Consider the following 19,183-nt stretch of genomic DNA (forward strand, 5'->3'; position numbering starts at 1 on the left):
CTTAAGGCGTATGAATCTTGACTTCTACGTTCGTACCCGGAATCAAATTCAAGCCCTCCGGTACATTTAATGCAATCTCTACAGGAATGCGCTGTGTAACTTTGTTGAAATTGCCACTGGTGTTCACAGACGGAATGACCGAGAATACTGAATTGGAGGCCTGCCCTACTCTTCTGACCTTTCCTTGAATCACTTGACTCCCTGCAGCATCCAGCGTGACATCGACAAGCGCACCCGGCTTGATCCGGCTAATCTCCGTCTCTTCGATGTTCGTCGCAACATACAGATTGTTCATATCTACCATGATCGCCACGGCAGAGCTGGGAGAGGCAATCTCCTTTTCCCTGGCATAAATCTTGATTACCGTCCCATCAATGGGAGCACGCAGTACAGATTTACTAATCGAGCTAGGGTCAAGACCTGCCGTATCCTGTACAGCAATCATCTCATTTTGCTTAAGCACATCGCCTTCCTCAACCTGAATCTCATTGATTTTGGCCGTCATTTGCGGCATAACCTTGTACTGCTCCGCTGCAATCCTGGCATCATCACTTGTCACATAGTGGGTACCTTGATACCAATAATAGAATCCTAAGCCACCGCCACTCAGTATAACCAGCACAATAAGCACGATATAAAGTTGCTTTTTACTCACTACATCCACCTCTACAGCCTGTATTTTTCTAAAAACCAAGTACTCAGCCTCAAAATGCCGGACTCTACCCTCTTGTCATGAGCTGATCCGGGCTGTCGACCACTTAGGCACACCTCTTGTACCTTTCTCGTGTCTTTCTTGTACCTTCCTCCCTGGCTCTCCCTTCGCATAAATGTTCTACATAGATGTGGCACCTTCGAGCTTTAAGCATCCAGCATGCAGAAAAAAACCTCTTTGGCTAAGAGGATGGCGAACCAGAAGTAAAGACCCGTTCTGTATAGATTACTCTGTACAGAGTAATTTGATAATGATTGTAGCTAACTCCTGAATTGTTGTCAATATGTTTGATTGTTCATGTCATGCTCATTTGAGTGCTATTATCTTCAAAAAAAACCTTCAAGCCATGCCGGTTGCGAATTCGCAAGGGCACAGCCTGAAGGCTGATCGGGTCCATAACGTCGATCTTGGCACTATCGAGACGCTACGGATCACTAGGGTTCTATGAATTAAATGAATCTGTACTTTTGTGACTCTGTAGCTCTATGGTTCTATGATCTGTGGTTCTATGACTTATGGAGCTGCAGCTTGGATACCTTATGAATTCTTCAAAATGTTCAGGAGCTTCGTGTATGAATCCAATTCAAGCTTCTTTCGATTCCATACATGATCTGCTATGAAGCTGGCATAATGTCCCTTATCCGTCAGAATGACCTCATTCACTCTTTGTGAATAGTGTAGCCATTTATCATCATACTGCTCAAGGTCTTTCTCAAGCTCCGTGATGATTTCCTGGATAAAAAAGATCAGCCGCTGGATATCGACCAGCTCAATGAATAGCATGGGAGCAAAGAGCGATTCAATGGACTTGGGATTTTTGAAGGCGGCATATATCCCTTCCTTGAGTGCATCCTGTCCAGCCTCTGTAATACGATAAGTCGTCTTCTCCGGGCGATTCTCGGATTGAACCGTCTCTGATTTGCGAATGTAGTCCTTCTTTAGCAAAGCCTCAAAATTATAATACAGGTTACCATCCGTGATGTTCACTTTATTATCTGTTGCTTCCATGATTTTCTTCTTAATCTCATAAGGATGCAGCTCTCTATAATACAAGGACCCGAGAATATAGATTCGTAGCGACAATCTTGAACTCCCCCTCTACTTACAGGCTACAAAACTGAATTTCACATGTTATGCTTGCACAGCATATTTCGAATTATGTTCCCCATGGAAATATCCTAATTATTATAAACACATTCCCTGATGATTGCTATTCTATACTACCAAAAAGCAAACAACGCGTACCAGAAGCCTGGCACGCGTTGAGATCCATACAATACGTATGAAAGAATATTGTTAAAAAGATTAGTAGGCCAATGCGAACAGACCTTTGATATGGGACAGGTAGCGAATGTTGCTGCCTTCCTTCATCAAAGTTGCTACAGCGCCTTTCAATTGGGTCTGATTCGCGCCTACGGAACCGATCGCATCTGTTCTGCCCAGGCTTCCCAGTGTACCAGAGAATACTGGAGTGAAGCGCTCCATGGTGTGACCATTGAAGTATGCGAACAGGTTGTAGCCGATCGTCTCACCCATTTGCCATGCCAGCTGTGCTGTCGGCGGATAAGGACGTTGTCCTTCGCCTGGGAATACTACAGCACTGTCACCAGCTACGAATACATCCTCATGGGAAGTGGATTGCAACGCACCTGTAACCGTTGCGCGTCCGCGGTCTACTTCGATACCAGAAGCTCCTACAAGCACGTTGCCTTGTACGCCACCAGTCCAGATGAGCGTATTCGTCTCAATGGAGCGGCCATCCTTCAGCAGAACTTCTTTCTCTTTCATCTCCGTGATTGGCACGCCAGTCACGAATTGAACACCACGTTTCTCCAGGCTGGTAACCGCACGGTCAATCAGCTCTGGAGCGAAGCCTGCCAGAATGGAAGGACCTGCTTCCACACAGTACAGGCTGATATCTTCATAGTTGATACCTTTAGCACGGCATACTTCTGGCAGCTTGTCAGCGAATTCGCCAATCAGCTCGATGCCTGTCAGACCGCCACCGCCAACGACAATCGTAGCGTCTGCTTTGTTGCCAGATTGCTTGTAAGCATCCAGACGAGCTTCCACATGCGCACGAATCTTGTTCGCTTCATCTACGGATTTCAGTGTCAGACTGTATTGCTCCAGCCCTGGAATTCCGAAGTATGCAGTTTGGCTGCCCAATGCGATAACCAGTGCATCATAGCTCAGGGTCGCGCCGCTAGCCAAGGTCACCTTCTTGTTTTCTGTGCTGATCTCGCTCACGGTATCAATCTTCAGATTGATGTCCTTGTTGCGGAACAGCTTCTCCAAAGGAAGTGCAACAGCCTTCTCGTGAATTGTACCTGCTGCCAGACGGTGCAGCTCTGTAATAATCTGATGAGTGGCATAGCGGTTAACTACAGTAATTGTAGCCTCGCTGGAGCTCATATGCTGACGAGCTGACAGTGCAGCCAGCACGCCGCCGTAGCCGCCGCCAAGAATCAAAATTTGCTTCGACATTTCCATCCTCCGTTCGTTCTTACCTTCTAGATTGTATTACTTACTCTCACGTTGGCGTTCGTTCAGGATTTCCAGGAAAGCCTGGCTGAAGCGAAGCGTCTTTTGTACATTAGGGTCCTTCAACATTTTGAGCAATGCAAACAATCCCACGGAACCCGATTCAGTCTGCACACGATCACCAGCTTCAATAGCAGCAGATGCAAGGCCTTTGGCCGATTCTGTTACTGGCTTCACAAACTCTCCCATGGAGCTTTTCATATCACCGATGAATACCGGGTCTGTCGCCAAGCTTCTCGCTACATCGTACGCATTGGTCATCACTGTAACCATCTCAGTTAATTTCGGCAGATTTTCTACCAAGACTGTCAACGACTGTTGAACCTCTGGCTTCATCAGCTGATCCAGCACATCGCGAGTCTCTTGTGTAGCCTCTTGAGTAACTGCCACCTCTTGTTGATTTTCTGACATGACGCGAACGTCCTCCTTTACTCTGGGATAGAAGTCCATTCCTCTCCTGTAACCTGCCACGCAGTACACTGGCTGCATAATCCCGAAGATTGATATAAATACACGGTCACACGAAAAAGCCACCCTGAGGACGCAACTAGGCGTCACCGGGTTCTCCAGCAGCCCGATGCATCGGCAAATAACGGTCTCCGGTGTTCATACTGCTTCCATGCCATCGTGAATCTGATCCAGAATCAAAACAGGCCGAAACGGAACTCTATACCCCTATATTACACCTTTCACAAGCCTAACGTCGAAACAATTTTAATATTTTCAGAAAAAACTATAAAAAACTTCACGTCAAACTCCAGAAAGGCCTTGGAAATACAGCAATCTCAAGGAGATCTAACGGCATTCCTGTGTCGGAAAAATTGAGTCTGTCACAAAATCTAAACATATTTTTCTGCATAAATCTCTATGAATTTTCAGGAAACTGAGGGCAAGCGACGGTGCGGAGGGTAATATACCTTGGGTAATACAATTGAGAAAGAGATAGTCGGGCAACTTAAATCAGTAAATAACTCAAATCAGCAATCTAACCGTGTATTCAGAAATGGAGGAATGAACCGTGGCAAAAACATTCGCAGATATGGTACGAGAGGCTGAGGCTCATGTCAAAGGGGTAAGCTCCGAGGAAGCCAAAAAGATGATAGAATCCAATCCTAACACGTTCATCATCGACGTGCAGGATTCAGTAGATGCCGGGGCATGCGGGCTCATCCGCAGCAGTGAGAATATCTCGCTGGGCATGCTGCCGATTCGTGCAGATCTGGAGGTGCCGCAGCAATTGCGCGACGAACGTCTGTCCGACCGGAGCCGCCCGATCTTAACGACCTGCGGGGCAGGAGGTCAAGCAGCCATCGGTGCCTATATTCTTCAACAGATGGGCTTCGAGAACGTTGCTTATATTCAAGGCGGCACGACAGCATGGAAAGAATCCGGCTTTGAAGTAGAGCTCTATTCGGACATGCAGCAGTAAGAATTATAGCAGTACAGCAATAAGCAGTACGCCAGCAAGCTCTACCACGTGCCCCTATTTTCTATAACAGTATTTAAGAGCATGCATTCAAGCTTCCCCTGCACCAGAACGCGTCGGCTTACCGCTGATGCTCTGGTGCTATTGGCGTGCTATGCGCGAGGTGTAATGTGACCACGCCCACGACGTCCTGCTATCGCGTCAGCCCGCCCCTACTGCGTTGCATGGCGTGCCATGACCTATCTATTGCTTATCTATTCTTCTGACAACGACGCCTCGCGGGATTCGATGAACTCGTCGACGTCGCGGGCCGCCTTGGATTGGTTGCACTCATTACAGGCACATACACAATTCACGGGTGTCGTATGTCCTCCGCGCGCCCGGGGCAATAGATGATCGAGTGTATCCCCGCATTGGCCACAATAATAGCAGGTATAGTTGTCACGCTTCATGATCATATTTCTGAATTCCTTGTTGCTGTACAATCGGCGAATCGTGGTACGGTTCACGATAACAGCCATATGCTCTCTAACCAGCGTATGGGCCAGCTCCATCTCAATCTCTTGCTGCCATCTTCTCCCCTTATCCGTCTTCCCTCTCATGCGCACAAGTCCATTCCCATTCGCTCGCAGCCGTGATGTATCTCGTGGATCAAGCTCTCGCTTGCCGGAGATGGACAGAGGGATATGTCCCGGATCTTCATGCGCAAAGCGGGGAATCGCTGGCTTGCGGCGCTGCTGCGAACGAGGCCTGCCTGCTATAGCTGGCTTCTTCATAACCGCGGCTAACTGTACGTTTTCTGCCGCAGCCGTTGCATCCGATGGTTCATGCTTCATGCTGCTGTTAGCAGACGAGCTCTGTGCGGGTGGGCTATGTTGTCCACTCTGGCTCGCCGTCCTATTATGCTCTATATGTCCTCCTGTTCCCCGCTGACGACATTCGCGGCATAGGCCGCGGCGGGAGTTGGGACTGGACCTGCGGCCTGTCCTGCGCCGGAAGTCAGTCAGAGGCCTGCTGATCTGGCAGCCAGGACACTGCTTGTGGGCATGCTGTTGTTGTGAGTCCATCCTATTCAGAACCGGGATTGCCCGTTCTTGTTCACCTCCGTAGGGGGGATACTATATTGAAATGCATTTTCAGCTCATTTCTAACTAATTTGGAACGAATAATTTTTCGGAAAAGGAACGCTTGATTCATCAAAATTAGAACGTATGATCATCGCACCCGTTCATCCCGTCTTGAAATCTTCACAAGAAACGATCACAGGGGAGTATATGCTTGTTGTAGATGGTTATTATTGTATCACAGAGGAACCCTGAACCCGCTATCCCTCTTTACAGGCGAAGCATTCACTGTGTGCCATGCATATCCTGATTCAAATCGAAAGACCACGCCTTCGATACCTTGACTTTAACCGCTTATTTCGATTGGTGTACAATACAAGCATGGACAAGACAGTTAGGTCTCACACTTGCTTCGCGCTTCTTTACGCTTTTGCCCAGGTTTAGACAGGCTAGGATCGTGGGTAATTGGATATATGCAAAGGGGGACTCCTGATGATGAAGAGAAATCATACGATGATGCAATTTTTCGAATGGCATGTAGAAGCTGACGGCAACCATTGGAAGAGACTCATTGAGCGGGCTCCTGAGCTGAAGTCAAAAGGCATTGATGCCCTCTGGATTCCACCCGTGACGAAGGGCCAATCCCCCGACGATACCGGCTATGGTGTCTACGATCTATATGATCTGGGAGAGTTCAATCAGAAAGGCGCTGTGCGCACCAAGTACGGTACCAAGGGAGAGCTGCTGGAGGCCGTGGCTGCCTGCGTACAGCACGGACTGGCCGTATACGTCGATCTCGTCATGAATCATAAAGCGGGAGCCGATGAGACGGAGGTCTTCAAGGTCGTCGAGGTCAATCCGGAGAATCGAAACGAGGTTATCTCGAAGCCCTTCGACATTGAAGGCTGGACCAAGTTCAACTTTCCTGGCCGCGGCAATCAATATTCCAGCTTCAAGTGGAATTTCGAGCACTTTAACGGAACAGATTATGATGCGAGCAAGGATCGTACGGGGATATTTCGTATTCTCGGAAAGAACAAGCAGTGGAATGAGAATGTTGACAGCGAGTTCGGCAACTACGATTATCTGATGTTCGCTAACATTGACTATAATAACCCGGACGTAAGACAAGAGATGATCGGGTGGGGAAAATGGCTCGTGGATACGCTGCAATGCAACGGATTTCGCCTGGACGCCATCAAGCACATTAACCATGAATTCGTTCATGAATTCGCCACCGAGATGATCCGCAAACGCGGTCAGGACTTCTACATGGTGGGCGAGTTCTGGAAGCCTGATCTCAAGGCATGCCAGGAATTCCTTGATACGATTGATTATAAAATCGACCTGTTCGATGTATCCCTGCACTATAATCTGCACAATGCCTCGCTCGCAGGCAGCTCCTATGATTTGTCTACTATTTTCAAGGATACACTGGTCAACACACATCCCCTTAATGCTGTTACGTTCGTGGACAATCATGATTCACAGCCATTGGAGGCTCTTGAATCCTGGGTAGAGGATTGGTTCAAGCAGATCGCGTATGCCCTGATTTTACTACGCCGGGATGGCTATCCTTGCGTGTTCTACGGCGACTACTACGGTATACAAGGGGACCATCCTGTCGCGGGCAAGCAAGCGGAGATTGATCCGCTGCTCTACGCACGAATGAATAGAGCCTACGGAGAGCAGATAGATTATTTCGACCATCCCAATACGATCGGTTGGGTCCGGCAAGGCACCCCCGAGATTGAGAAATCCGGCTGTGCTGTCGTGATCTCCAACAAAGGCAACAGTGAGAAGCGAATGTGTGTAGGACCCGCTCATGCCGGGAAGGAATGGGTTGATCTGACCGGTAACCGCGAGGACCATATTGTCATCGACAAGGAAGGATGGGCATCTTTTCCCGTCAATGCAAGCAGCGTATCGGTATGGGCAGCACGCTGAGACGACCTGTCGCTAGCTGATACAGGATACACGTAGACTGCGTAGATGGCTGATCTGAAGCATCCCTTCTCCTTACACTATATCCGTCATGCATCCTGCACCCATAACCAAACAGAGTGCTGCTATGATTCCACGGAATTACAGCAGCACTCTGTTGCATCTTACTTCTTCTTATCAATCTTTTTTTACACTATAGATAGAGGGATAGCAAATGCTTACTCAGGGCTGGAAGCTGTTCACAATGACCTTATATGTCTCCAGAGCCAGCTGGCGGGAAAGTTTGAGGTCGACGATCGCATCTGGCCGAGGGAGATGTATTTGCTTATCGTTCTCCTCCTCTAGTGCTGGAAGCCAGCGCCTTATATAACTGCCCTCCGGGTCAAGTGTGGCTGATTGGGTCACGGGATTGTTCACACGGAAATAAGGAGCCGCGTTGACACCCAGGGATGCGCAGAACAGCCAATTGCCCCGATTTTGGGTATTGTCATAATCCAGCAGCTTCCGCCGAAAATAGCGCTCTCCCAAATAGAAGGGACATTGCAGATTCTTGACCAGAAACGTTGCACAGAGAATTCGAATCCGGTTAGGCATACGTCCCGTTGTATTCAGCTCCGTCATTCCCGCATCAATGATTGGAATCCCCGTCTCGGCGCGGCACCAGCGTTCGAAATATTCATCATGCAGTGCAGACAGATCATACCGGTCCTCGTACTGGAAGTAGTTCTCCTCATAAATGGAGCGATATAGATAGAAATCCCGGAATGCCAGCTGTCGCACCCATCCGTCATGTCCTGGCAGGGGGCGGGCTGTCTGGTATAGCTTGCGGATCGATACAGCACCTACAGCCATATGAGGACTTAGCTGGCTAGTGTTATCCTCTCCAAATTCATCACGACGCTCATCATATCCTGTAAGCCGATCTTCAATGAATTCCTGCAGCAGATGAGCATATCCCTCTGCCTCCGCTACCTGAAGTAGCTCCTCCGGGCAATCAAATGAGTCTGGCCAAGGCATATACCCCTCTAGAGAGAACATTCGGAGATCACGAAGATGGGTCTGTCCGGGCGCCGTTGCATGCTCCTCCAAATATTCGAGCCATCTGCGGTGAAAGGCTGCAAATACCTTGTAGTACCCCAGCTTGTTGACGTAACGCACAAACTCCTCTACATCGATCATCATATGATCCGTCAAGGCTGTGAAGCTTACACCATGCGCTGCTGATAGCTGCTGCAGCTCACAATCTCTTTTGCGGGCATAGGGTGTGAAATCCCGATGAAGCACTACCTCGCTGACCGGATAGTGTGACAACGCATGCTCCACAACCTTGGACGGCTCACCGTACAGCACATGCAGCGGAGCTCCTACCTCCCTGTACTGTGCACGCAGACGAGCGACATGCCGCAGGAAATTCTGCCCGCTATGCTCACGCTCTCTCCCATTGCGCAGCAGAAACGGGTCCAGGATGAGCAGATGCATGCTCTCCTCTCCCTGCTGATGCAGGTACTCAAAAGCCATCATATCCTCCACCCGTAAATCTTTACGGTGAATAAACAATTTCAACCTCTTGTCCTCCTCACAGCTCTTCTACACTCTATCCTATACCCAATCGGGAGCCGGGTCGAACAAGATTTATTCCAATTCATCGCCATACTTTATAGATCCGCATAGATGGGTGTACAGACTCTCGCAAGCGTCGCTTCAGCTCGAAAAATGGCGGCCCGCCATAGCAACTGCCCGTCTCATCTCCTCAACAGGCTCCTCCACCATGGGGCCATGCCCTGCGCACAAAAGAGTGGGTGAATAGGCGAGTAGCTTATCCGCACTGCGCCAAGCCTCAGCCTTGCTCCAGGTAGCCAGCGCTGGGAAGGGGAAGGTCGGTACCAGCTTTCCAGACACGGTAGTCCCTCCTCTCGTGCAGAACGCATCCCCCACCATCAGTGCCCTTGTACGAATATCGAGAAATGCCATTGAGCCCGGGGTGTGCCCCGGGACACTGATTGCCTCTAATGAACCAATCCGATCCCCCTCTGATAGCAGCACGTCAGCCTGGGTCTTTAACTTCTTCGGTACCCCGCCCTTGATAGGAGTATCGTGCTCACCAGGAAGCAATGAGGTATCCCCCTTCAGCAGACGTGCATCCCGACTGGAAATATACACCTCAAGCTGGGGGTTCCTTTCCTTCAAGGCATCCAGTGCTCCGACATGATCATCATGAGCATGGGTAAGTACAATGCGCCGAATCGGCTTTCCGAGCTGCGCAGCAGCACGTAAGATGGCCGGCGCCGTTCCGGGTAGAGCGGCATCAATCAAGGTGAAACCATCTTCCTCATCCACTAGATAACAGTTCACGGGGAAGATGACGGGCATGAACGTGATCTGGTGCAGACGATCCTTAGTAATTACTCGCATAAGCAGGCTCTCTCCTTTGTTGTAAGTTATATACTGGCAAGCAAATTAACAATTATCCCGAACCACTTAAATGTAAGTGTAGAGCCGCTGCAAGCACTCCGCTAACCTCGCTCCCCTTAGATCATTTGAACACACTATTGTGTTTCGTCGAGATATCAGGAATTTTAACTAATATAATTAGTTTTTAAATTATAATAGTTAGTTTATTATGATCTCACATGAAACGCAATGCTTTTACAGAAAAAAAGCCGCTCCGTTGTCATCACATGACAGCAAAGCGGCAGGAACAGCCCACAATATGAAGCTCATATCAGCACTCACAAGCGCCGAAAGTCATCCTAATGCTTACCCTCATAGCCCTCGGCAGCGGATGAACGGCTTCCCAGACCTGCAATGAAGATATCCAAAATAACCTCCAGACTTTCATCCGTGCTAACGGCCATGCGGAATCCACGGCTACGTTCCAGAGAGGCAAATCCATGAAGAATGCTGCGCAGACCTCGTGTTGCATGAATGGTCTCCAGTTCAGACATGCCGAAGCCATTTTTCATGACCCTCATGATCAGCCCTCCTACCCTAGTGTTAAGCTGCTGGACCTCCTCGTCCGGCTGTAGGGATGAATAAACCATTGCTTCATAGAGCCCAGGCCTCTGACGGGCGAAGTCCACATAAGCTTTACCCATCGCCCGAATCGCCTGCTCCCCAGCTCTGCCTACGGCAGCATCCATCAGAGCCGCTTCCAGCTCCTGGGTGCTCTTCATCACCATGAGCTTGTGCAGTCCTTTCAGCCCATCCACATGATTGTACAATGAAGGAGGCCGGATCTGGAGGCGCTGAGCCAGCGTGGCAAGTGTGACGGCATGAATTCCCTGCTCATTGGCCATCTCCTCGGTGGCCTGTAATATCTCGTCTAAAGTCAGTCCGCGTCTTGGTGACATGTTGAATTCAATCCCTCGCTAGTATCACGAAGTGGTCAGTTGCCACTCGGATCATTAATTTAATGGTTCATTATCATACTAACTAACCTTATTAGTTAATTCAAACTTTATATTAGTAGGATCTTGTCTATATACTAAAGGTTTATTCATGTGAATAACCTATAATAATCTCTTTACTGGATTCACATACACTCACACAATCAGATACTAAAATTGGTAATATTTTGTTCTCTGCGCTATAATGATCTGTGCATATTCTGGTAAAGTCGGAAGGAAATGAGGTGTACTTAATAGGAAGATGAATAGCAAGGTATGATTTCTATCCAGATTTCTATCCAGAATCATATATAAAGAAAGGAAATGTGATCATGGTTGTCTGGTTAATTATTGCTTGCGAGATTTTATTTTGGGTATTTGTAGTCGCTGGCCTGGTTGCCCGATATATCTTTCGGCAAAAGCGATTAGGAGCTCTGCTGCTGCTCGTCACACCGCTGATTGATCTCATCCTGCTCGTTGCTATCTTTGTCAATTTGCGGAATGGTGGAGAGATCACACTCGCCAGCGCTCTTGCTGCTTGTTACATTGGTATTACGGTCGCCTTTGGTCATCGGCTCATTCATTGGGCGGATACCCGCTTCTCCTATTGGTTCGCTGGTGGACCCAAGCCAGTCCCTAAGTATGGGAAAGAGCATGCCAGAGAAGAGCGGAAAAGCTGGTACTTACACTTGCTGGGGTACCTGATCGGTAACGGTATTATGCTGATTATGATTACGTATGTTGGCGACCCTTCGCAAACAACCTCCTTAAATGAAGTGATGTCCATCTGGAGTACGGTGCTTGTGATCGACTTCTTCATTTGCTTTAGCTACACTTGGTTCCCAAGGAAAAACAAGGGATAGTTCTGTAATCCATCCATAGCCGAATTTATAATCTACTCTTCCATACCATAAAATGATATTCCGTTACAGATGCTACTAGCTGCCAACATAGACGCTTTCTCCCTTTCATATGGGATAGAAGCGTCTTTTTACATATAAACCCATGTAAACAAAGTATATATATGTATTTTTTACACAATCAGTACAAAAAAATGTAAGATCCTAGTATACATTTTGTATAATGATATGGTATTATCTAGAACGAAAATACATAAATATTCCTTTTTATTCTATTATTATTTATTTTATTTCAATTTATTACATAATAACCAAAACATAAATAATATCGCCAAAGCATTGGAAAGGATGATACTTCTGACTAATCATTTGTTGGATGGAAAAAATGTGCTGGTTATGGGCGTAGCCAATAACCGGAGCATTGCCTGGGGAACCGCGCAGTCCCTCTCCTCTGCTGGAGCCAGGCTTATTTTCACGTATGAGAACGAACGGGTAGAAGAACGAGTAAGCAAGCTCGCAGAGACATTACCGGGTTCTTTGCTGTTCCCATGCAATGTGGCTGAAGATACCGAGATTGATCGCTTGCAGCTCTTTCTAAGAGAGCATGTCGGGGTCCTCCATGGTTACTTTCACAGCATCGCTTACGCCCAAAGTGAAGATATGGAAGGGACGTTTGTCGAGACCTCTCGCGAGGGATTCCGCATCGCACAGGACATTAGCGCATACTCACTAGCCGCTGTAACCCAACGAATCCTCCCGTTAATGAGCGAGGGAGGAAGTATTGTGACCATGACTTACATTGGAGCCGAGCGTGCGATTCAAAATTACAACGTCATGGGCGTGGCGAAGGCATCCTTGGAAGCCAGTGTTCGTTATCTGGCACATGATTTAGGACAGCACGGCATCAGGGTTAACGCCATCTCTGCAGGCCCAATCCGGACATTAGCTGCTTATGGCATTAAGGATTTTCAGACCGCACTCAAAAAGATCGAGGACATTGCCCCGCTGCGCAAGACGGTAGACACCTCGGAAGTGGGAGACACTGCTCTATTTTTACTATCCCAGCTGGCAAGAGGGATCACTGGGGAAGTGATTCATGTAGATGCAGGATACCATATCACGGGAATGTAAGGAGTGAACAGCATGCCTGTAACTCAAATGCATGGCCAGATCATCACCTCTCAGAAGTTGATAGACCAGGCAGAGTTTCAGAGGGATGTCTTGGGCTTCTCGCACTTGATGCATATCAACGGTATTCATGAAGAGAGTCGTGTTATTCTCAAGGCAGAAAATTCATACTGGTTCATAGTATCTCTATTCTCTCTCTGTCAGCTCGCTGCCTCGATTACTGTCGTTGATGAGCAGATCCAGACAGATGAATTAGAGAACATTTATCACGAGGTCGAAGCCTGTTGTATCGTAACGGACCATGAGCTGGAACTTCCACAGGCCAACACGTTATTGTTCAGCACCCTGCAAGAGGAATTGGAATTATACCAATACCTGTACGGTAAGGATCATTCGTTCCTTATTAATCTCGACCCATGGATGCACAAAAATGATGCACTGATTCTTTATTCTTCTGGCACGACTGGAAAACCGAAAGGGATTGTCAAGTCAGGCCGTTCATTCATCGACAATATCAAGCTATCCGTCCAAGCTATGACGTACAAGTCTGACGATTGTCTCCTCCCTGTTGTACCCTACTCGCACTTTTATGGAATCTCGCTTATTTTTTCCTGGTGGTTCACCCAATGCTCTATTCTCATTTGCAAGCCTAAAAATCTATGGAGCGTCATCACCTGGCTAGATCAGGACAAGGCCACCGTCATAGATGCCAATCCATCTGCCTATTATATGATTCTACGGATGCTAGAAAGAAAGCCCGAGCTTCTCGAACGATTGAAGCAATCACCTGTTCGCATGTGGTGCGTCGGTGGATCTCCTCTTACGAATGACTTGGAGGAGAGCTTCATGGACATTGTCGGACAACCACTGCTTAATGGTTATGGTCTTTCAGAGCTGGGGAACGTTTCTATGGGAACGCTCGCTAGCCCTATGGGCTGCGGTCGCCTTCTGCCCGGAGTCGAAGCGAGAATTCAAACTCGAAATTCAGTAGATAAGCTGGAACAGGGGATTGGCGAAATATGGATTCGTACACCTGGGTGTATGGAAGGCTACTTACACCAACCAGATTTGACACAGGAGGTGTTGCAGGACGGATGGTTCAAGACAGGTGACCTGGGCTTTCTGAAGGAAGAAATGCTATATGTCATTGGACGCGCAGGTAAGTCTGTCACCCGTATGGGTTATACCTTCTCGCCTGTTTATATTGAGAACCAGATCAGCCGCCTGGGCTATCGCTCTTGCGTCATTGCCCTGGATGATGAGAGGAAGGGCGCTTCACTAATCGTCTTTGTCGAGAGAAATGACGGGCAAGAGCTTTCTTCTCTCCGAAAAGATATCAACCGCTTGCTTCCCACCTATATGTATCCTGACACCTTACTTGTCGTTGATTCATTCCCTTTGAATCGAAATGGCAAGGTAGACCGACTGGAATTGGAACGTCTGGCGTATCAAAGAACCATTCATGATGTAGGGTAAATGCACAATAAGAGAGGATGAGGCAAATGAATATGAACCTGTTGTCGCAAGAAAACGTTGTATTCGCGCAAAGGTGTGAAGCCATTCGCAGATGCCTGGACTACTTAACGACCAACCGTGATGAAGTGATGAGTATTCTCCTTAATATCTCATCATGCCGGGCAGCGAATGCCGAGATAGACTCCACCATTACGACGCTGCAGGGGGCCCTCGGGGAAGTTGAGGCCTACCGACCTGGCTGGCAGCAATCCATGGCTGTGTTCATGCCGTCTAACGTAATTTTGTATTCCTATGCTCTGTACCTGCTAATCCCCTCTTTATATGTAGAAAAGATTGAATTCCGGGCTTCCTCACATGTCGTCGAATTCGTCGCTCTACTGCATGAGAAGCTCAGTGCCGTTCATCAATTGCCCGTTGAAAACATGAAGGTCAGTCAGAAAAAATTCCTGGAGCAATCCGTTCATCCTGCTGACATCGTCGTGTTCACTGGAAGCTACACGAATGCGGAGCAGATCAAGAAACAAATCAGGAAAGAACAGCTCTACATATTCTTCGGACAAGGTATCAATCCGTTCATTATTGGTCCAGACGCAGATATCCCACTTGCGGTTAATGACGTGATTCGCATGAGGCTGTTCAACTCAGGACAGGATTGCCTAGGTCCAGATATTATCCTGGTGCACGAGAATATCAGCGACACCTTCCGAGACCAACTCACTCAAGCCATACAAGGGCTATCCTTCGGTGCGAATGACGATCCCGAAGCCAACTACTGCCCAATCTATTATAAGGACACCTTAATCACCGTATCGGAATATTTGAACAATAACGACAAGTACATTGCTTATGGAGGAGGCATTGATTTCCGGACAAAGAAAATGGAACCGACTATTTTATACAGCGCCTTGGATGAAGATCTTGAGATTATGGAGTACTTCTCTCCGATCTTCAACGTGGTCAGCTATCAGGATGATGAGCAGCTACTCAAGCGCATTCGTTCGAGCTACTTTAGTGAACGGGCCATGGGCTGCAGTCTTTACGGCTCCCTTCATTTGGCTGACGTCCTGCGAAGAAAGCATACCTTGACCATCAATCAGACGCTGGAGGATGTCGAGCAAGGAAACAAGGCCTTCGGGGGCTATGGAACCATGTCCAACTATATTTATTACAACATGCAGCTGATCTCAAAGCCGATCCTGATCTCAGAAGTAGTTGCTGAGTTTCTCACCGAAAAGAGGGCAGAAGTATGACACAGACCATGCACGCATGGGAGACGGTTATTCACTATATCGAGTCCATTGGCACAGACCATATTTTTGGGCTTCCGAGTGACGATCTGAAGGTACTCACCGCACTTCAGAACTCGTCCGTACGCTTCATTATGGGCAGGGATCAAAGAAATTGCATGTTCATGGCTTCTGGTTATGCGCTCGCCTCGAATCGCCTGGGGGTGTGCATCGTTGGCAAAGGTCCTGCATTAACCAATACCTTAACAGGCTTGCTTGAAGCACAGCATTCAGGGGTGCCCCTACTGTTAATTGCTCTTGGTACCAGCAGTGAAAAACTGGGTACCAAAGCCTTTCAGGAAGCCGATCAGCTAACGCTGGTGAAGCCTCTAGTCAAATGGGCATATCGAATCGAGCATTCGAGCCGATTGGTATGGGCGCTGGAGAGGGCCGCATTCCTTGCCATGAATGGCAGCAGGGGGCCCGTCTATCTGGAGCTGCCAGAGCAGATTGCCGAAGAGACCGTGACGGTTCAGCATCCTTTTCAGCAGCTGGTGAGATTGAACTGCGCACCGTCAACCCACGAACTAGAGATGGCAGCTGAGGTGCTCCGTGAAGCCCACAAGCCTATTATCGTGGTTGGCGGAGGAATGAAGTCTGGAATTAAAGGAGTCATTGAGCCATTGGCAGCGCGATTAGGTGCTGCTATATTTGCCACGGCCTCTGGCAGAACGGCTATTAACGAGAGCCATCCTTTGTTTTGTGGTATCGCAGGTCTCTACACAGATCCCAGCATAAGAACAATCTGGGAGGAAGCAGATACCGTACTGACGCTGGGTAGCCGTTTGGAGGAGACGGCCACCTTCGAGTGGGACACCTTTCTTGAGCACACGCCCTTGATTCAGGTGAATGTCAGTATCGAGGATTTCTCACACCAGTATCGGGGAATGAAGCTGCTTGGAGACGGTGACGCAGCTGTGCAAGCATGGTTATCCCTGCTTGCACAGCAGGCTGACTCCAGCTGGCTTGAACTCATTTCCCACTGTAAGCGCGAAGCCTTCCGCAATCGGGAGGCCTGTCTGCACGAGATTAAGGGCTTCCCATCAGTTCATGTATCGGAAGTACTTGATACACTTCAGTCTCAATTAACGGAGCCATGCATTTTAGTACAAGAGAATGGACTACAGGACATGTGGTCATATTTTTATCCCTTCTATCAGTTTGAGGACAATAGTCTATCAATCGTCCCTAGCGATCAGACCAGCCTTGGCTTCGGAGCCGCTGCTGCCGTCGGGGCAAGTCTTGCAGATCACCGCCCTGTCGTAGCGCTTGTAGGAGATGGTGCATTCAATTTGTTCCAGTCAGACCTGATTACAGCTATCCAGCACCACATTCCGCTCATCTATATCGTGATGAATAACGGCGGCTACGGATGGCTGCAATATCAACTCAATCAATACAACTTCGAGGGGCGCCCATTTCAGTTCGTGACAGATGCCCCACTTGAGCATATGAATTGGAGCAATCATGACTTCATCGAGATGATCCACATTCAAGAGAAGTCCGAGCTGGAATCCCAACTCACATTGGCACTTACGAGATACCGAATGAACAAATTGGTGATTGTCATGGTCAAGGTTGCACTTGAGGATGTGCATCAGAAGATTCGTAACATATACGGCGACTTTCCTGTATTTGAAAATCAGATCATGTAGTTCCAGTATGACAAAAGGTGGGGTTTCGTTGAAGAGAAGAGTAGTAATTACAGGCCAAGGTGTAATAACTCCGGTTGGACTTAATGTTAACGATTTTTGGACCTCTCTGATTGAAGGACACAGCGGCATTGCCCCTATCTCGGGATTCGACACCACCGATATGCCCACCAAGATTGGTGCACAGGTTAAGGATTTCGATCCATTGCAATATATGAGTAAAAAGGACGCCAGTAAATGGGCGCAGTTCACGCAGTTTGCCGTGGCTGCAACCAAGCAGGCCATGGAGCAGTCCGGCCTTGTAGTAAATGATAGCAACGCACACCGAATCGGGGTTGTGGTCGGTTCAGGAGCTGGTGGACTCGATGTTGTCGAAGAGAACTTCAAGCGGCTGAATCAGCATGGTCCGAAACGTGTCAGCCCTTACTATGTCTCGTCGATGATGATTAATTCTGCACCCGGAGAGATTGCGATTGCGACAGGAGCCAAAGGCCCCTCCTTCGCAGTGGTCACAGCCTGCGCCACAGGCAGCAACGCCATAGGCGAGGCGATGCGCACCATTCAATATGGTACGTCAGATGTGATGATTGCAGGCGGCTCGGAGGCGAACTTCAGCACATTGGATCTGGCCTCCTTCGCTAATATCCATGCCCTCTCCAGACGAAACGATGCACCACAGCAAGCCAGTCGTCCTTTTGACCGTAACCGGGACGGCTTTGTCATTGGTGGAGGAGCTGGCATCGTAGTACTTGAGGAGCTTCAGCATGCACTCGACAGGGGTGCTACCATATTGGCCGAGCTGGTTGGCTATGGCTGTACCACCGATGCCTTTCACATTACAGCCCCTGACCCGAGCGGCTCCGGGCCGGCCGAAGCTATCCGTAATGCATTAAGGGATGGAGGCCTGGACACGACCGACATTCAATACATTAATGCCCATGGTACCAGTACACCCTTCAATGACCAGATGGAGATTAATGCGATCAAGACCGTATTTGGCCCACACGCTCCCTCCCTGGCGATCAGTTCCATCAAATCTGTGACAGGACACTTAATGGGTGGAGCAGGTGCCGTCGAGCTCGTAGCCACTGTGCAAAGCATGATTCATAACAAAGTGCCTCCGACCCTGAACTGTCACGACCCTGAAGATCCCGAATTGAACTTTGTACCGCACGTGTATCAGGAGCGCGAGGTGCTGGCAGCGATAAGCAACTCCTTCGGGTTCGGTGGTCATAACGTATGTCTGGCTGTGCGTAAATGGGGGGAATAATCTATGAGCCCGGATAACGTACGCATACTTGATGTGCTACCACACCGTTACCCTTTTATCATGCTGGATCACGTTACAGGCTATGAGCTATCGAAATGGGCTCGTGGCTATAAGAATGTCACCTGGAACGACTGGTTCATCACGGAAGCGAATCCTTACATGCCCCATACCATGGTCATTGAAGCTCTGGCACAGCTCGGGGCTTTTGCCTCTCTGGATGAGACGGGAATATCCCTGTTGACCTCATTGAACCAAGTAGAGATGCACGAGAAGGCTGTTCCTGGAGACCGACTGGATCTTTATTTTGAAGTAACGAAGCGAAAAAGAGGATTTTTGGTAGGCAAAGGCCTGGCTACGGTAGGAGATCGTATTATTGTCAAAGCTGAAGAAATCGTGTCATACACGCCAAAAGCAGACTGAAGGCAACCTCCATTC

At 48.5% G+C, this 19,183-nt stretch carries 17 protein-coding genes; 9 read left to right on the forward strand and 8 right to left on the reverse strand.

Features of this window, described 5'->3' with window-relative positions:
• Nucleotide 1 precedes the first annotated feature (1 nt).
• The 4 genes from K331_RS0108195 to K331_RS0108210 form a co-directional block, all read right to left on the reverse strand.
• Nucleotides 2-655: an HlyD family secretion protein gene (locus tag K331_RS0108195; RefSeq protein WP_028589911.1), complete on the reverse strand. Its 654-nt coding sequence runs from the start codon at nt 653-655 to the stop codon at nt 2-4.
• A 594-nt stretch (nt 656-1,249) separates the two neighbouring features.
• Complete coding sequence (locus tag K331_RS0108200) at nt 1,250-1,795, reverse strand: PadR family transcriptional regulator (protein ID WP_028589912.1); 546 nt, start codon at nt 1,793-1,795, stop codon at nt 1,250-1,252.
• 222 nt (nt 1,796-2,017) lie between these two features.
• Nucleotides 2,018-3,199 (reverse strand): NAD(P)/FAD-dependent oxidoreductase, encoded by a 1,182-nt coding sequence (locus K331_RS0108205; protein WP_028589913.1) that lies wholly within the window; start codon nt 3,197-3,199, stop codon nt 2,018-2,020.
• Between the two features lie 36 nt (nt 3,200-3,235).
• Nucleotides 3,236-3,667: a DUF1641 domain-containing protein gene (locus K331_RS0108210; protein ID WP_018883918.1), complete on the reverse strand. Its 432-nt coding sequence runs from the start codon at nt 3,665-3,667 to the stop codon at nt 3,236-3,238.
• Between the two features lie 607 nt (nt 3,668-4,274).
• Here K331_RS0108210 and K331_RS0108215 point away from each other — a divergent pair.
• Nucleotides 4,275-4,685 (forward strand): rhodanese-like domain-containing protein, encoded by a 411-nt coding sequence (locus K331_RS0108215; RefSeq protein ID WP_028589914.1) that lies wholly within the window; start codon nt 4,275-4,277, stop codon nt 4,683-4,685.
• A 251-nt stretch (nt 4,686-4,936) separates the two neighbouring features.
• On the opposite strand, the gene K331_RS29110 is transcribed toward K331_RS0108215, so the two are convergent.
• Nucleotides 4,937-5,749, reverse strand: coding sequence for an HNH endonuclease (locus K331_RS29110; protein WP_036634401.1), 813 nt, complete (start codon nt 5,747-5,749; stop codon nt 4,937-4,939).
• Between the two features lie 492 nt (nt 5,750-6,241).
• Between K331_RS29110 and K331_RS0108225 the strand changes: the two genes are divergently transcribed.
• The gene (locus tag K331_RS0108225; RefSeq protein ID WP_028589916.1) at nt 6,242-7,693 is read left to right on the forward strand and encodes an alpha-amylase; all 1,452 of its coding nucleotides are present in this window, start codon (nt 6,242-6,244) and stop codon (nt 7,691-7,693) included.
• Nucleotides 7,694-7,912: 219 nt separating this feature from the next.
• On the opposite strand, the gene K331_RS0108230 is transcribed toward K331_RS0108225, so the two are convergent.
• From K331_RS0108230 to K331_RS0108240, 3 genes are all read right to left on the reverse strand, one after another.
• Nucleotides 7,913-9,253, reverse strand: coding sequence for a cryptochrome/photolyase family protein (locus K331_RS0108230; protein WP_028589917.1), 1,341 nt, complete (start codon nt 9,251-9,253; stop codon nt 7,913-7,915).
• Nucleotides 9,254-9,391: 138 nt separating this feature from the next.
• A complete protein-coding gene (locus K331_RS0108235; RefSeq protein ID WP_028589918.1) occupies nt 9,392-10,102 on the reverse strand; it encodes an MBL fold metallo-hydrolase in 711 nt (236 codons plus the stop codon).
• Nucleotides 10,103-10,440: 338 nt separating this feature from the next.
• Entirely contained in the window at nt 10,441-11,040 is a 600-nt protein-coding gene (locus tag K331_RS0108240; protein ID WP_028589919.1) for a TetR/AcrR family transcriptional regulator, read from the reverse strand.
• A 368-nt stretch (nt 11,041-11,408) separates the two neighbouring features.
• On the opposite strand from K331_RS0108240, the gene K331_RS0108245 reads away from it, so the two are divergent.
• The 7 genes from K331_RS0108245 to K331_RS0108275 all read left to right on the forward strand — a co-directional run bounded on the left by K331_RS0108245 (nt 11,409) and on the right by K331_RS0108275 (nt 19,168).
• A complete protein-coding gene (locus K331_RS0108245; RefSeq protein WP_028589920.1) occupies nt 11,409-11,939 on the forward strand; it encodes a membrane protein in 531 nt (176 codons plus the stop codon).
• A 345-nt stretch (nt 11,940-12,284) separates the two neighbouring features.
• Nucleotides 12,285-13,067 (forward strand): enoyl-ACP reductase FabI, encoded by a 783-nt coding sequence (gene fabI / locus K331_RS0108250; RefSeq protein ID WP_036632359.1) that lies wholly within the window; start codon nt 12,285-12,287, stop codon nt 13,065-13,067.
• Between the two features lie 12 nt (nt 13,068-13,079).
• Complete coding sequence (locus K331_RS0108255; protein WP_028589922.1) at nt 13,080-14,540, forward strand: class I adenylate-forming enzyme family protein; 1,461 nt, start codon at nt 13,080-13,082, stop codon at nt 14,538-14,540.
• A gap of 26 nt (nt 14,541-14,566) precedes the next feature.
• Entirely contained in the window at nt 14,567-15,790 is a 1,224-nt protein-coding gene (locus K331_RS0108260) for an aldehyde dehydrogenase family protein (RefSeq protein WP_028589923.1), read from the forward strand.
• The gene (locus tag K331_RS0108265) at nt 15,787-17,481 is read left to right on the forward strand and encodes a thiamine pyrophosphate-binding protein (RefSeq protein WP_028589924.1); all 1,695 of its coding nucleotides are present in this window, start codon (nt 15,787-15,789) and stop codon (nt 17,479-17,481) included. Before K331_RS0108260 ends, K331_RS0108265 begins: the two co-directional genes overlap by 4 nt.
• Nucleotides 17,482-17,509: 28 nt before the next feature.
• Nucleotides 17,510-18,748 carry a beta-ketoacyl-ACP synthase II gene (gene fabF, locus K331_RS0108270; RefSeq protein WP_028589925.1) on the forward strand — a complete coding sequence of 413 codons (1,239 nt, stop codon included), beginning with the start codon at nt 17,510-17,512 and terminating at the stop codon, nt 18,746-18,748.
• Nucleotides 18,749-18,751: 3 nt separating this feature from the next.
• On the forward strand, nt 18,752-19,168 hold the full coding sequence (locus K331_RS0108275; protein WP_028589926.1) for a 3-hydroxyacyl-ACP dehydratase FabZ family protein: 417 nt from the start codon (nt 18,752-18,754) through the stop codon (nt 19,166-19,168).
• Nucleotides 19,169-19,183 lie beyond the last annotated feature (15 nt).

The organism is Paenibacillus massiliensis subsp. panacisoli DSM 21345 (assembly GCF_000426545.1).
Taxonomy (GTDB): domain Bacteria; phylum Bacillota; class Bacilli; order Paenibacillales; family Paenibacillaceae; genus Paenibacillus; species Paenibacillus panacisoli.